The following is a 13,928-nucleotide window of genomic DNA, read 5'->3' on the forward strand; positions in this document are numbered from 1 at the left end:
ATTCCTTCACGCCGCATTCGATCCGCGTACGCCCCCACACGCCTCGCGCGCCCCGGGACCGGTCAGCGGCGCGGGAGGGTCAGCTCGAACCAGACGGTCTTCCCGGCGCTCGTCCGGCTGGTACCCCACTCGCGTGCGAGGGTGCTCACCAGGCGCAGCCCACGACCGAACTCGTCGGTCGGACCGGCGCTCAGCAGCGTCGGCAGCTCGTGGTCGTCGTCGTCCACCTCGCACAGCAGGGTGTCGCCGCGTACCAGCCGGAGATCGACGGGACGGCTGTGCGAGTGCCGCAGGGCGTTGGTGACGAGTTCGCTGACGAGCAGCTCGCCGACATCCGCGAGCCGGGCCAGACCCCAGTCGTGCAGTTGCTCGCGGACGACCGCGCGGGCCCGGCCGACCTGGAGGGGGTCGCGGGAGAACCGCCACTCGGCGACGTCCTCCGGCGCGATGCCGTTGAGCCGGGCCATCAGCAGGGCGACGTCGTCCTTGCGACCACCGCGGGTGTTGAGCGCCCGGATGATGGTGTCGCAGGCGTCGTCCATCGACGCGGCCGGGTGGGCGGCGGACTCGCACAGGGTGGCGAGTCCCACGCCGATGTCCTCGCCGCGCACCTCGACCAGACCGTCGGTGCACATCACCAGCCGGTCGCCGGGCTCCACCCGTACGCGGACCGCCTCGAACGGCACCCCGCCGACTCCTATGGGCGCGCCCGTCGGCAGGTCCAGCAGCTCGCTGCGCCCGTCCTCGGCGCGCACCAGCACCGGTGGGATATGGCCCGCGTTGGCGATCTGCAGCTCGCCGACGATCGGGTCGTACACGGCGTAGAGACAGGTCGCGAGGTAGGTGTCGCCGAGCCGCTGGGCGAGGTCGTCGAGGTTGCGCAGGAGCTGGGCGGGCGGCAGGTCGAGAGCGGCCATGGTCTGTACGGCCGTACGCAACTGGCCCATCATCGCCGCCGAGTTGAGGCCGTGGCCCATGACGTCACCGACGACGAGGGCGGTGCGGGCGCCGGGCAGTTTGACGGAGTCGAACCAGTCACCGCCGACGCGCCCGAGCAGCGTGCCCGGCAGATAGCGGGTGGCGATGTCGCAGCCCGACATGCGCGGCGGGATGTGCGGCAGCATGCTGTCCTGGAGGGTCTCGGCGACGCTCTCCTGGAAGGTGTACATCCGGGCGTTGTCCAGCACGAGGCCCGCGCGGGCGGCGAGTTCGGCGCCGGTGACGCGGTCCATGTCGTTGAAGACGGGCCGCTCGGGGTGGCGCAGCAGGATCATGAAACCGAGGACCACATTGCGCGCCTTGAGCGGGACGACGAGCATGGAGCGGCCGGTGATCAGCGGCCGGATGTCCCGCTTCTCGAACTGGGAGGCGATGGCGTGGCCCATCTCCTCGCTGATGCGCGGCACGAGGACGGGCTCGCCGCTGGTCATGCACTGGAAGAACGGGGTGTGCGCCGGGAAGGGCATGGCCTCGCCGACCGGTACGACGTCGTCCCAGCGGCCGGGTTCGTCGGTGTGCTCGATGGCGACCCGGTGCCACATGGTGGTGGTGTCCGGCACGCCGTCGGGGAACCCCTCGCCCGCGACGACCTGTTCGCGCAGATAGGTGCCGGCGACGTCGGTGAAGCGGGGGACGACGGCCCGGCTGACCTCGAGGATGGTCCGGGAGAGATCGAGGGAGGTGCCGATGCGGCCGCTGACCTCGTTGAGGAACTCCAGGCGCTCGCGGACCGCCGCGTACTCCAGGTCCACGGCGTCCTGGGTGTCCTCCTCGGCCACGGGCAGCCCGAGCACCGCGGCGCGGTCGGCGCGCTCCCGGCGGGCCCGGCGCTCGGCGCGGCGCGGGACGCCCCAGTCGGGGGTCACGGGCACCCGGTCGTTCTGGCTGAACTCCAGGATGGGATAGCCCAGTTCCAGGATCTGCGCGACGATGCGGGAGCCTTCGCCCACGCTCATGCTGGGCAGGATCTCGGGCAGCCGGCGGGCCAGCTCGTCGGCGCCGGGGAAGTCGGTGTGCAGGGCGAACCCGGGCGTGATGCGCTCGCATCCGGCGCCGTCGGCGCCCTGTTGCTGCAGTCCGTCCGCGTCGGCCGCGAGCACCAGCAGCCGCTCGCGCCCCGGCCCGACCAGGGGGTACGCCCACCACAGCACGTCGGAACGGACGTCACCCGGCACGGTGAGGCGGGCGCGGCCCGCCGCGGGGTAGCTGAGCCGTCCGTCGAGCGAGGACTCCAGATCGGGCCCCAGTCCGTCGTAGGCCGCGTAGGCGCCGTACGAGGTCGTGTCGGTGTCCTCGTGCAACGCCCCGGAGACGGGCAGCAGATCAGCGGCGGGGCGCCCGATGGCGTCCTCCTTGCCGACTCCGAACAGCCGCCGCGCGCCGGTGCTCCAGTGGGACACCAGGCCCTCACGGTCGACGACGACGACAGCCAGCGGCATCCGGCCGCTCGCGCCGTCCCCAGCTCCGCGGCTGGAAGGGTCGTCCCTCTCGATGCCACGGTCCATGGCCAAGGCCTCTCTCCCCACGGCTTGGCAAGATCTACGCCGCCGACACCACGGTACGGCGAGAGCCGGTGGTGATGTGGGGCAATAAGGGAATTGACTCACGCCGACGCACAACCGGCGTGCCCTGCGGTGCGCGGCACGGCGCCTCAGTCCTCGTGCCCCAGCTGAAGGTCCCGTTCCGTACGCCCGCCCCCGGCCACCTGGAGCACCGTGGCGACCGGCGGGTAGCCCGCGGCGATCACCGTGTACTCGCCGGAGGAGAGGTCCACGAACCGGAAGGTGCCGTCCGGGCCCGTGGTGAGCGTGTCGACCACGTTGCCCGCCGCGTCCAGCAGGGTCACGCGGGCGTCCTCGACGGGCCGTCCGCCGCTCGCCCGGACGGTTCCGCGCAGGACGGCTCCCCCGGCCAGCTCGATGTCCTGCCGGGTCTCCCGCGCGGCCTGCACGGTCACCGGCAGCGCGGCCGGCCGGAAGGCGGGGGCGCTCGCGGCGAGCGTGTACTCCCCGGCCACCAGCTCGGTGATGACGTAACCCCCCTCGCGCCCGCTGCGCGTGGTGGCGACGACCTCACCGTGGACGTTGGTGAGCGTGACCGTCGCCTCCCGCACGGGAGTTCCGTCCGCGGTCAGCACACCGCCCGCCAGGCGTCCCGCGCCGCCGAGGACGACGTCCAGCTCGACCGGGCGTTCGCCGACGGTCACGGAGACGGCCTGCGGCTGGTGTCCGCCCGCCGCGGCGATGAGGACGTACGACCCCGCCCCCGGAGTGGACAGCGCGTACCGCCCGTCCTCGCCGCTGGCGCCCCGGCCGATCTGCTGTCCGGTGACGTCGATGAGGGTGAGCGCCGCTCGCGGCACGACGGTTCCGTCGGGGTGCTGCACCGTGCCGCAGACGGGGATCCCGGCGGCGTGGGGCGAACGAGCCTGCGGGACCGGCGCGTTCGTCGGGGCGGGCGCGGGCTCTGTTGCGGCGATGGGGTGGGACACCAGTGGTTTCTCCTTGAGGAAGAAGGCGATCAGCAGGCCCAGGACGAGTACCGGCACGAGGTAGAGGAAGATCCTCGGCATGGCGTCGGCGTAGGCCTGGATGTAGTAGTCGCGCAGCGCCGGCGGCAGCGCGTGGACGGCCTGCGGGGTGATGGACTCGGGGTCGGGCAGCCCGGCACCGGTGTCCGCGGGCAGCCGGTCGGCCAGGGCGTCGCCGAGCCGGTCGGCGAAGAGCGTGCCGAAGATCGCGGCGCCGACGCTGCCGCCGATCTGCCGGAAGTAGTTGTTGGCGCTGGTCGCGGTGCCGAGGTCGGCGGGGCGCACGGAGTTCTGCACGGCGAGGATCAGCACCGGCATCACCATGCCGATACCGGCGCCGAGGACCGCCGTCCAGAGGCTGTAGTGGAGTCGGGGCGTGTCGGCGTCGAGCCGGGACAGCAGCCACATGCCGACGACGGAGAGCACGCCGCCGAGGACGGGGTGGATCTTGTAGCGCCCGGTGTGGGTGATGAGCTGTCCGGAGACGATGGAGGCGCCGACGATGCCGCCCATCATCGGCAGCATCAGCAGCCCGGACTCGGTGGCGGACGCCCCGTCGACCATCTGCAGATAGGTCGGCAGATAGCTGGCGGCGCCGAACAGCGCCACGCCGACCACCACGCCCACCAGGCCGGTGACGTTGAAGACGGAGTCCCTGAACAGCCGCAGCGGGATGAGGGGTTCGGCGGCGAAGTGCTCGGCGACGAGGAAGAGCACGGTGGCCGCCGCCGCGCCCGCGCCGAGCCCGAGGATGACCCGTGAGTCCCAGGCGTACTCGGTGCCGCCCCAACTGGTCAGCAGCACCAGGCAGGTGGAGGCGGCGGCGAGCAGCAGAGAGCCGAGGAGGTCGAGCCGGGGCTTGGCCGTCGGCTTCGGCAGCTTCAGTACGACGGCGACGACGGCGAGCGTGACGATGCCGAAGGGGACGTTGACGTAGAAGCACCAGCGCCAGGAGAGGTGGTCGGTGAAGTACCCGCCGAGCAGCGGTCCGGCGACCGAGGCGAGGCCGAACGCGGCGCCGATCAGGCCCATGTACCGGCCGCGCTGCCGGGGCGGCACGATGTCGGCGATGATCGCCTGCACCCCGATCATGAGCCCGCCCGCTCCGACACCCTGGACGGCCCGGTAGGCGATGAGCTGGTCCATGGTCTCGGCCCGCCCGGCGAGCGCGGAGCCGACGACGAAGACGACGATCGCGAACTGGAAGACGCTCTTGCGGCCGAGCAGGTCGCCGAGTTTGCCGTAGATCGGCAGGCCGATGGTGGAGGTGAGCAGGTAGGCGGTGATCGCCCAGGACATCCGGTCCAGGCCGTGCAGCTCGCCGACGATCTTCGGCAGCGCGGTGGCGACGATCATCTGCTCCAACGCGGCCAGCAGCAGCGCGAGCATCAACCCGACGAAGACCAACCGCACGCGGCGGGGGCTGAGTTCGCCGTCCTCCGCCCGGTGCGGCGCGGGAGGCTCGGGGGGTGTCGCGACCGGTCGGTCCTTCACCGGAGTCGTCCCGCCCACGTACCGCTCCCCTCGTCGCGCCTGCCGCGCAAATTCCCGCGTAATGCGACAACTGCGAGCAAGCACGACGAGTTACGGCAGACCGGTGCGGCTCACCAGGAACCACCCGATCCGGTGAGCGGGGTCAACGCCCCTCGGACACCGGGGACTTACTTCTCCACCTCGGCGGCCAGCTTCTCCAGCAGGGCGTCGTAGATCCGGCCGAGGCCCTTGGGGGCGAAGGTCTTCTCGAAGAAGCCGCCGATACCGCCCGCGCCCTGCCACGTGGTGTGCACGACGACCCGGGACCTGCCCTCGCCGGCCGGGGTGACCCGCCAGGTGGTGACCATGGAGGAGTTGCGGTCCTTCTCGACGAGCTCGCCGTCGTTGGGCTCGCTGACCTCCAGCAGACAGTCGCGCACCCGCTTGCTGGTGGCCTGGAGCTTCCAGTGGACGAGGGTGCCCTCGCCGTCGCCGCCCTGGCGCACCTCGTACTCGCTGAAGTGCTCGGTCAGCACCTTCTGCCGCGTGCCGCTGTAGTCGGCGAGGGCGTCGAACACCTTCTCCGCGTCCGCCGCGACGACCCGCTCCGTAGTGGCCTCGACCTGCGCCATTGACTTCCTCCAGGGAGTGACTTGCTCGGGGATCGAGCAAAGCCAACCACCCCATGACCCGGCCGCCCAAATCGAGGTCGCACGATCAAGGGAACATGTGTTCTATTCTGTGGTCAGTGCTACCGAGGAGGCCTCATGCGCTGGGAGAACCTCGCCCTGGAGTCCGACCACAGCCGGGCCGACGCCGCCCTGTTCGGCGCCGACGCGGTGATCACCCGTACCTTCGACACCCCGGAGTTCCGCGGGATCACCTTCCACGAGATCCGGGCCCGCTCGATCATCAACCGGGTGCCGGGGGCCTCCCGCATGCCGTTCGAGTGGACGGTGAACCCCTACCGCGGCTGCTCGCACGCGTGCGTGTACTGCTTCGCCCGCAAGACCCACAGCTATCTGGACCTCGACACCGGGCTCGGCTTCGACTCCCAGATCGTGGTCAAGGTGAACGCCCCGGAGCTGCTGCGCCGCCAGCTCGGCTCCCGGCGCTGGCTGGGCGAGCACATCGCGATGGGCACCAACGTCGACTGCTACCAGAGGGCCGAGGGCCGCTACCGGCTCATGCCGGGCATCATCGGCGCCCTGCGCGACCACGCCAACCCCTTCTCGATCCTGACCAAGGGCACGCTCATCCTGCGCGACCTGGAGCTGCTGAAGCAGGCGGCCGCGGTGACCGACGTCGGGATCTCCGTCTCGGTCGGCTTCACCGACGCCGAGCTGTGGCGCACCGTCGAGCCGGGCACGCCCGCTCCCGAGCGGCGCCTGGAGGTCGTACGGATCCTCGGCGAGCACGGCATCGGGTGCGGGGTGCTGATGGCGCCGGTGATCCCGTTCCTGAGCGACGGCCCGGCCCAACTGCGGGCCACCGTCCGCGCGATAGCCGCGGCCGGCGCGACCTCCGTGACGCCGCTCGTGCTGCACCTGCGCCCGGGCGCCCGTGAGTGGTTCATGGCCTGGCTGGAACGCCACCACCCGTACCTGGTGCGCCGCTACAAGCGCCTGTACGCGGACGGCGCCTACGCCCCGAAGTGGTACCAGCGCCGGATCACCCGTCAGGTGCACGAGCTGGCCGAGGAGTACGGCATCGGCCCCACCCGCGCGGGCATGCCGCGCCGGATCCGGGAGCCGGAGCCGCCGCTGACCGAGGCCCGGCCGACGGAGCCGGTTCAGCTCTCACTGATCTGAGAGCCTCCGATCCGGGGGCCTCCACTCCGGGGGCATCCGATCTGGGCGCATCCGAGCGCATCGATCGCCCCAATTGGGTCAAGTATTGCCAGAACACGTTCTTCCGGACGGGCTTTCCGGGACGATGCGGCGTGGACCGTGACCCTCGCGGTCCGAACACCCTCCGTCCTGGGAGGACTCGATGAGAAAACGCGCAGCCGTGCTGTGCGCTGCCGCCGCCGTCGTGGCCGGGTCGTTCACGGCCGTTCCCGCCGAGGCGAGCGGATCGCACCCGGCGCCGAAACTCGCCTGGAAGAACTGCGGCACCACCACCTACCCGAAGCTCCAGTGCGCTTCCCTCAAGGTGCCGCTCGACCACACGAATCCGCACGGGCGGAAGATCACCCTCGCGCTCTCCCGTGTGCCGCACACCGCGAAGAAGTATCAGGGCCCGCTGCTGGTCAACCCCGGCGGCCCGGGCGGCAGCGGCCTCACGCTCGCCGGCTTCGTGGCGTCCACCCTGCCCAAGGAGGTCGCGGCCCAGTACGACGTCATCGGCTTCGACCCGCGCGGGGTCGGCAAGAGCAAGCCCGCCCTCGACTGCAGGCCCGGCCACTTCGCCCCGGTGCGCCCGGACTCGGTGCCGAGCACCCGGGCGATCGAGAAGGCCAACCTCAAGCGCGCGCACGCCTTCGCGAAGGCCTGCGCCGACCGGCACGCGGACCTGCTGCCGTACATCAACACGGTCAGCACCGTGCAGGACATGGACTGGATCCGGCACGCGGTGGGCGCCGAGCGCATCAACTACTTCGGTTACTCGTACGGCACCTATCTCGGCGCGGTCTACGCCAAGCTCTACCCCGAGCGGGTACGGCGCCTGGTGCTCGACTCGGTCGTCGACCCCACGGGGGTCTGGTACGAGGACAACCTCGCGCAGGACTACGCCTTCAACGACCGTCACCTCGCCTTCATGGCGTGGGTCGCCAAGCACCACGCGACCTACAAACTGGGCACCGACCCGGCGAAGATCGAGAAGAAGTGGTACGCGATGCGGGCCGCGCTGGCGAAGAAGCCGGCCGGCGGCAAGGTGGGCCCCGCCGAACTGGAGGAGACCTTCCTGCCCGGCGGCTACTACAACGGCTACTGGCCCTATCTGGCCGAGGCGTTCGCGGCGTACGTCGGCGACAGGAACACCGATCCGCTGGTGGAGGCGTACGACAACTTCGCCGCCGTCGACGCCGCGGGCGACAACGGCTACAGCGTCTACACGTCCGTCCAGTGCCGGGACGCCGACTGGCCGCGGGACTGGCGGCAGTGGCGGGACGACAACTGGGCGGTGTACGCCAAGGCACCCTTCATGGCCTGGAGCAACGCCTGGTACAACGCCCCCTGCGCGTTCTGGTCGACGGGCTCCCTGCACCCGGTGAACGTCGCCAACGGGGACCTGCCGCCGGTGCTGCTGTTCCAGGCGACCGGGGACGCGGCGACGCCGTACCACGGCGCCGTGACGGTGCATCGGATGCTGCACCGCTCCAGCCTGGTGGTGGAGCAGGGCGGGCAGAACCACGGCATCTCGCTGAGCGGGAACGCCTGCCTGGACAAGCATCTGGCGAGGTACCTGACCGACGGCACCGTGCCGCGCGGCGGTGGTGAGGTCGACGCGGTGTGCGACGCGCTGCCCGACCCGAAGCCGCTCAACTCGACGTCGCCGTCCGCCAGCCGGGGCGCGACCCTGCACGGTCTGCTCGGCTTCCGCGGCTGAGCGCACCCCTCGGGGGCGGGCGCCGTCGGACCCATGGTCCACCATGGACCCATGAGTGAGCCGACCAGGATTCCCGCCCCCGAAGGGCTGGCCCCCGCCGCGCAGTACAGCCATGTGGTCATGGGCACCGGCCGCCTCGTCGCCGTCGCCGGCCAGCTTCCCCTGGACGAGAAGGGCGATCTGGTCGGCGCGGACGACCCGGCCGCCCAGGCCCGCCAGGTCTTCGAGAACCTCAGGCGCTGCCTGGCCGCCGCCGGAGCCACCTTCGCCGATGTCGTCAAGCTCACCTTCTACGTCACGGACCTCGCGGACCTCCCCGCGATCCGCGCGGCCCGCGCCGAGCACATACCCGACGACCGGCTGCCGGCCGCGTCCGCGGTCCAGGTGGCGGGGTTGGTCAGGCCCGAATTCCGCATGGAGATCGAGGCGTTCGCGGTGGTGGCCGAGTGAGGGACGTCCGCGTCCGGGAGATGGTGTACGCCGACTGCGACCGCGTGGCCGAGATCCGCGTCGGCGGCTGGCGCGCCGCGTACCGGGGCCTGATGCCGCAGCCCTTCCTCGACGGCCTCAGCGTCGCGAAGGACGCCGAGCGGCGGCGCGAGCGGTTCGGGCGGGGCGAGGTGGTGAACCTGATCGCCGAGCGGGAGGGCATCGCCGTCGGCTGGGCCTGCCACGGTCCGTACCGCGAGGGCGACAGCCGTACGGGGGACGCCGAGCTGTACGCGATCTACGTGGACCCGGCTCGGTACGGCGGCGGGATCGGCCAGGCCCTCCTGGCCGAGTCGATACGGCGCTGCACGGCCGCGGGCCGGCCGCGCATGCTGCTGTGGGTGCTCAAGGACAACACCGCTGCCCGGCGCTTCTACGAGCGGGCCGGGTTCCGCCCCGACGGCGCCGAGGAGCCCTTCGAGGTCGCCGGCGTCCCGGTCCCGGAGGTCCGCTACGCAGGGGAGTTGACCACCGGCTGACGCGACTCCGGGATCCTGCTGACGCGACCCCGGAATCCGCTGATGCAACCCCCGGATCCAGCTGACGCGACCCGGGATCCCGTTGATTCGACCCCGGGATCCCGCTGACGCAACTCCCGGATCCAGCCGACGCGACCCCGGAATCCCGCTGACGCAACTCCCGGAGCCAGCCGACGCGACCCGGGATCCCGTTGATTCGACCCCGGGATCCCGCTGACGCAACTCCCGGATCCGGCTCACGCGACCCCGGGATCCCGCTGACGCAACTCCCGGAGCCGGCTCACGCGACCCCGGGATCCCGCTGACGCAACTCCCGGAGCCGGCTGATCCGACTCCCGGATCCGGCTCACGCGACCCCGGGATCCCGCTGACGCAACTCCCGGAGCCGGCTGATCCGACTCCCGGAGCCGGCTGGCTCAACTCTGGGATCCGGCTGACTCATCCCTCGGGCCCGGCTGGGAGGGGATCCGGGCCAGCGCGTGCACCGCCGCCTCCGCGAGCGCCGGATGGGCCAGCGCCTCGTGCAGCACGGTCCGGGCGCGGGCGTCGCCGAGGGCGCCGAGGCCCTCGACACAGGCGAGCGCCACCCGGCGGTAGGGGTCGTGCGGGCGCAGCCGCCGCTCCAGAGTGGTGATCAGCGCGGGAACCGCCTCGGGGGCCCGGAGTCGGACCAGCAGCCGGACCGGGTACAGGGCGTAGGCGACGCGCAGTTCGTTCGTGGCGAGGGCCGCCGCCGCCCGTGCCGTACGAGGGTCGCCGAGCCGCGCCAGCGCGTGCGCGGCGGACGCGCAGCGCTGGGGGTCCCGGTGGTTCAGGAGCAGGACGAGGGCTTCGAACGAGCGCCGGTCCCCCGCGAGCCCGAGCCGGAACGCGGCCAGTTCCCTGGCCCACAGCGACTGGCCCGGCGCGACGAGGAGCTCGGCCAGTGCGTCGAGGTCCCCGGTGCCCGCGAGCCGCTCGAAGCCCGCTCCCCCGCCGGACTCCCGCCGTAAGCGCTCCGTGAGTGATCGCAACTCTTCGTCCATGACGCGAGCCTATGGGCGCCCGGGCCGTCCCGGGACCTACATCACAAAGACGGTGAAGGCCGGGGACTGGCGCGCTCGTTACTCGCGGGTTAATCTCAGACGAGCGAGCTACCCGCTCGCGCTCCACCCGCGGTGGCCTGGTGACGCAGCCGCCACGGGAAGTCGGTTCGGTACATCAGGTACCGCCAGTACGACTCGGCCACGGGACAGGGCCGGTCGGCCATCACCGTTTCACCGGACGTGTGCGCGTCCGGTCGACGGCACCGGGCGTGTGCGCTCGCAGCCCGGATCACACCCGCATTTCATCCGCACCCGGTGCGCCCCTTCGGCGCACCCGGGCGCGCTCCCAGTCGTCACCCTCATTCCTGGAGTCCCGCGATGGCCACTCCCCTGTCCGACACCCCTTTGTCCCCGATCCGGACCGTCGCCGTCGTCGGCCTCGGCACCATGGGCACCGGCATCACCGAGGTGCTCGCCAAGGCCGGCCGCGAGGTCGTCGGCATCGACATCAGCGAGGCCGCGGCGGCCCAGTCGGTCGCCGCTCTGGAGGCCTCCACCGCCCGCGCCGTGGAGCGCGGCAAGCTCACCGAGCAGGAGCGCGCCGCCGCGCTCGCCCGGGTCCGCACCACCACCGACCTGGCCGAGGCGGCCGGGGCCGACCTGGTCATCGAGGTGGCGCCGGAGTCGTACGAGATCAAGCAGCAGATCTTCCGCGCGCTGGACGGCATCGTGCGCCCCGAGGCGATCCTCGCCACCGGGACCAACGCGCTGTCCGTCACCCGGCTCGCCGCGGACTCCGCGCGCCCCGAGCGCGTTCTCGGCCTGCACTTCTTCAACCCGGCCCCGGCGATGAAGCTGGTCGAGGTGGTCTCCTCGGTGCTGACCGCCCCCGCGGCTGTCTCCGCCGTCACCGACCTCGCCGTCGACCTCGGCAAGGAGCCCGTCGCGGTGGGCGACCGGCCCGGATTCGTCGCCGACGGGCTGCTGTTCGGCTACCTCAACCAGGCCGCCGCGATGTACGAGGCCAAGTACGCCTCCCGCGAGGACATCGACGCCGCCATGCGGCTCGGCTGCGGCCTCCCCATGGGTCCGCTCGCCCTGCTCGACCTGATCGGCATCGACACCGCCCGCACGGTCCTGGACGCCATGTACGCCGAGTCCCGCGACCGGCTGCACGCCCCGGCGCCGATCCTCAAGCAGCTGAGCGAGGCGGGCCTGACGGGCCGTAAGACGGGCCGCGGCTTCTACACGTACGAGGCGCCGGGCAGCGCGACCGTCGTGCCGGACGCCCTGACCCCGCTGTCCGGGGGCGTCGAGGCCGCCGGCCGCGAGGTCCGCTCCGTCGGCGTCGCCGGTTCCGGCACCATGGCCTCCGGCATCGCCGAGGTCTTCGCCAAGGCCGGCTACGAGGTCGTCCTCGCCGCCCGCAGCGAGGAGAAGGCGCAGACGGCCAAGGCCCGGATCGGCAAGTCGCTGGCGCGCTCCGTCGACAAGGGCCGGATGACCGCCGAGGCCGCCGCCCAGACCCTGGAGCGGATCACCCCGGCCGGCAGCTACGACTCCTTCGCCGACGTCGACCTGGCGGTCGAGGCCGTCGCCGAGGACCTGGAGATCAAGCAGCAGCTGTTCCAGGCGCTGGACAAGGTCTGCAAGCCGGGCGCGGTGCTGGCCACCACGACCTCCTCGCTGCCCGTCGTCGCCTGCGCCCGCGCCACCACGCGTCCGCAGGACGTGATCGGCATGCACTTCTTCAACCCGGCCCCGGCGATGAAGCTGGTCGAGGTCGTCCGTACCGTCCTGACCGCCGACGACGTGCACGCCACCGTGCGCGAGGTCTGCGGGCGGATCAGGAAGCACGCGGTGGACTGCGGCGACCGCGCCGGGTTCATCGTGAACGCCCTGCTCTTCCCGTACCTGAACAACGCGATCAAGATGGTGCAGGAGCACTACGCCACCCTCGACGACATCGACGCGGCGATGAAGCTCGGCGGCGGCTACCCCATGGGCCCGTTCGAACTGTTGGACGTCGTCGGGCTCGATGTCTCGCTGGCCATCGAGAAGGTCCTGCACCGCGAGTTCCGCGACCCGGGTCTGGCACCGGCGCCCCTGCTGGAGCACCTGGTGGCCGCGGGCTGCCTCGGCCGCAAGACGGGTCGGGGTTTCCGCGAATATGCCCGCCGCTGACCGTCCCGGCGACTGGTTCCGCGTCGGCGAGGACTGGGGCGGACTGCTCGACCCCACGGCCGCTCCCCCGCCCGCCCAGGGCGGGGGAAGCCCGGGACATGCGCACCATCCTGCGCAGATGCAGTACGTTCGGGTCATGTCCCAGCCCGCCAAGTCCTCACGTACACCAGCCACGCCCGACGCGCCGGAGAGTGCCGCAGGCAGTCGCGCGGCCGCCCAGCGGCTCAAGATGCGCCGAGAGCTGGCGGCCGCGGCGATGGACCTGTTCGCCACGAAGGGGTACGAGGCGACCACCGTCGACGAGATCGCGGCGCAGGCCGGGGTCGCCCGCCGCACCTTCTTCCGCCACTTCCGCTCCAAGGAAGAGGCGATCTTCCCCGATCACGACGACACCCTGATCCGCGCCGAGGCGGTGCTCAACGCCGCCCCCGCGCACGAGCATCCGCTCGACACGGTGTGCCGCGGCATCAAGGAAGTCATGCGGATGTACGCGGCCCGCCCGGAGATCTCGGTCGCCCGCTACAAGCTCACGCGCGAGGTGCCCACCCTGCGCGAGGCGGAGATCGCTTCGGTGGCCCGCTACGAACGTCTCTTCACCCGCTACCTCCTCGGCCACTTCGACGAGCACGCCCACGACGACGACGCCAACGACGACCCGCTGCTGGCCGAGGTCGCCGCCTCCGCCGTGGTCACCGCCCACAACCACGTGCTGCGCCGCTGGCTGCGGGCGGGCGGCCAGGGCGACGTGGAGGCGCAGCTGGACCACGCCTTCGCGATCGTCCGCAAGACCTTCGGCACCGGCATCGGGGCCGGCCGGGCCACCACGCCCCAGCCGGCCGCGGCGACGGTCTCCACCCAGGGCGAGGTGCTGGTGACGGTCGCCCGCACGGACGCCCCGCTGGACCAGGTGATGCGGACCATCGAGGAGGCGCTCAAGGAGCGCTGAGGCCCCCCGCGAGGACACTTCGCCACTGTGATGACGGCCACCCCACCGGGTGGCCGTTTTGGCATGTCAGAGCAGGTTTTCCGATCTTTTTCACAGCGCGTTCGATCGATCATCGCTCATTTGTTACGTAAAGATTTCACTTGAGAGCAACTTCTGGCACTCAGTGCCTTGCGAGCTGACACGCGGTGTCATACGTTCAAGGTGTCCGGCCTGTCCCGACGAGCCCAACGGCTCGCGCGCCGGACGCCTGC

10 protein-coding genes are annotated in these 13,928 nt (G+C 71.7%); 6 read left to right on the top strand and 4 right to left on the bottom strand.

The window, feature by feature from the left end; genetic code table 11:
- Positions 1–62: 62 nt before the first annotated feature.
- The 3 genes from ACWDRW_RS20455 to ACWDRW_RS20465 form a co-directional block, all read right to left on the bottom strand.
- Positions 63–2,504 (bottom strand): SpoIIE family protein phosphatase, encoded by a 2,442-nt coding sequence (locus tag ACWDRW_RS20455; RefSeq protein ID WP_451725120.1) that lies wholly within the window; start codon positions 2,502–2,504, stop codon positions 63–65.
- A 146-nt stretch (positions 2,505–2,650) separates the two neighbouring features.
- Entirely contained in the window at positions 2,651–5,041 is a 2,391-nt protein-coding gene (locus ACWDRW_RS20460; protein ID WP_451725075.1) for an MFS transporter, read from the bottom strand.
- A 149-nt stretch (positions 5,042–5,190) separates the two neighbouring features.
- Positions 5,191–5,634, bottom strand: a complete 444-nt coding sequence (locus ACWDRW_RS20465; protein WP_451725076.1) for an SRPBCC family protein — start codon at positions 5,632–5,634, stop codon at positions 5,191–5,193.
- 135 nt (positions 5,635–5,769) lie between these two features.
- On the opposite strand from ACWDRW_RS20465, the gene ACWDRW_RS20470 reads away from it, so the two are divergent.
- The 4 genes from ACWDRW_RS20470 to ACWDRW_RS20485 all read left to right on the top strand — a co-directional run bounded on the left by ACWDRW_RS20470 (position 5,770) and on the right by ACWDRW_RS20485 (position 9,522).
- Positions 5,770–6,813: an Rv2578c family radical SAM protein gene (locus ACWDRW_RS20470; RefSeq protein ID WP_451725078.1), complete on the top strand. Its 1,044-nt coding sequence runs from the start codon at positions 5,770–5,772 to the stop codon at positions 6,811–6,813.
- A 181-nt stretch (positions 6,814–6,994) separates the two neighbouring features.
- On the top strand, positions 6,995–8,554 hold the full coding sequence (locus tag ACWDRW_RS20475) for an alpha/beta hydrolase (protein WP_451725079.1): 1,560 nt from the start codon (positions 6,995–6,997) through the stop codon (positions 8,552–8,554).
- Between the two features lie 51 nt (positions 8,555–8,605).
- Complete coding sequence (locus tag ACWDRW_RS20480) at positions 8,606–9,004, top strand: RidA family protein (RefSeq protein ID WP_451725081.1); 399 nt, start codon at positions 8,606–8,608, stop codon at positions 9,002–9,004.
- 20 nt (positions 9,005–9,024) lie between these two features.
- Positions 9,025–9,522, top strand: a complete 498-nt coding sequence (locus tag ACWDRW_RS20485; protein WP_451725121.1) for an N-acetyltransferase family protein — start codon at positions 9,025–9,027, stop codon at positions 9,520–9,522.
- 416 nt (positions 9,523–9,938) lie between these two features.
- On the opposite strand, the gene ACWDRW_RS20490 is transcribed toward ACWDRW_RS20485, so the two are convergent.
- Positions 9,939–10,547 (bottom strand): adenylosuccinate lyase, encoded by a 609-nt coding sequence (locus tag ACWDRW_RS20490; protein ID WP_451725083.1) that lies wholly within the window; start codon positions 10,545–10,547, stop codon positions 9,939–9,941.
- 378 nt (positions 10,548–10,925) lie between these two features.
- Between ACWDRW_RS20490 and ACWDRW_RS20495 the strand changes: the two genes are divergently transcribed.
- Together ACWDRW_RS20495 and ACWDRW_RS20500 are read left to right on the top strand one after the other, a co-directional pair.
- Complete coding sequence (locus ACWDRW_RS20495; protein WP_451725085.1) at positions 10,926–12,731, top strand: 3-hydroxyacyl-CoA dehydrogenase family protein; 1,806 nt, start codon at positions 10,926–10,928, stop codon at positions 12,729–12,731.
- A 136-nt stretch (positions 12,732–12,867) separates the two neighbouring features.
- Positions 12,868–13,677, top strand: a complete 810-nt coding sequence (locus tag ACWDRW_RS20500) for a TetR family transcriptional regulator (protein ID WP_451725122.1) — start codon at positions 12,868–12,870, stop codon at positions 13,675–13,677.
- The last annotated feature ends 251 nt before the right edge of the window (positions 13,678–13,928 follow it).

The organism is Streptomyces sp. NPDC003635, assembly GCF_053587635.1.

Excerpts from the sequence above, each read along its gene's own strand:
- ACWDRW_RS20455 (WP_451725120.1), bottom strand. The coding sequence starts at position 2,504 with ATGGACCGTGGCATCGAGAGGGACGACCCTTCCAGCCGCGGAGCTGGG.
- ACWDRW_RS20465 (WP_451725076.1), bottom strand. The coding sequence starts at position 5,634 with ATGGCGCAGGTCGAGGCCACTACGGAGCGGGTCGTCGCGGCGGACGCG.
- ACWDRW_RS20470 (WP_451725078.1), top strand. The coding sequence starts at position 5,770 with ATGCGCTGGGAGAACCTCGCCCTGGAGTCCGACCACAGCCGGGCCGAC.
- ACWDRW_RS20475 (WP_451725079.1), top strand. The coding sequence starts at position 6,995 with ATGAGAAAACGCGCAGCCGTGCTGTGCGCTGCCGCCGCCGTCGTGGCC.
- ACWDRW_RS20480 (WP_451725081.1), top strand. The coding sequence starts at position 8,606 with ATGAGTGAGCCGACCAGGATTCCCGCCCCCGAAGGGCTGGCCCCCGCC.
- ACWDRW_RS20485 (WP_451725121.1), top strand. The coding sequence starts at position 9,025 with ATGGTGTACGCCGACTGCGACCGCGTGGCCGAGATCCGCGTCGGCGGC.
- ACWDRW_RS20490 (WP_451725083.1), bottom strand. The coding sequence starts at position 10,547 with ATGGACGAAGAGTTGCGATCACTCACGGAGCGCTTACGGCGGGAGTCC.
- ACWDRW_RS20495 (WP_451725085.1), top strand. The coding sequence starts at position 10,926 with ATGGCCACTCCCCTGTCCGACACCCCTTTGTCCCCGATCCGGACCGTC.
- ACWDRW_RS20500 (WP_451725122.1), top strand. The coding sequence starts at position 12,868 with ATGTCCCAGCCCGCCAAGTCCTCACGTACACCAGCCACGCCCGACGCG.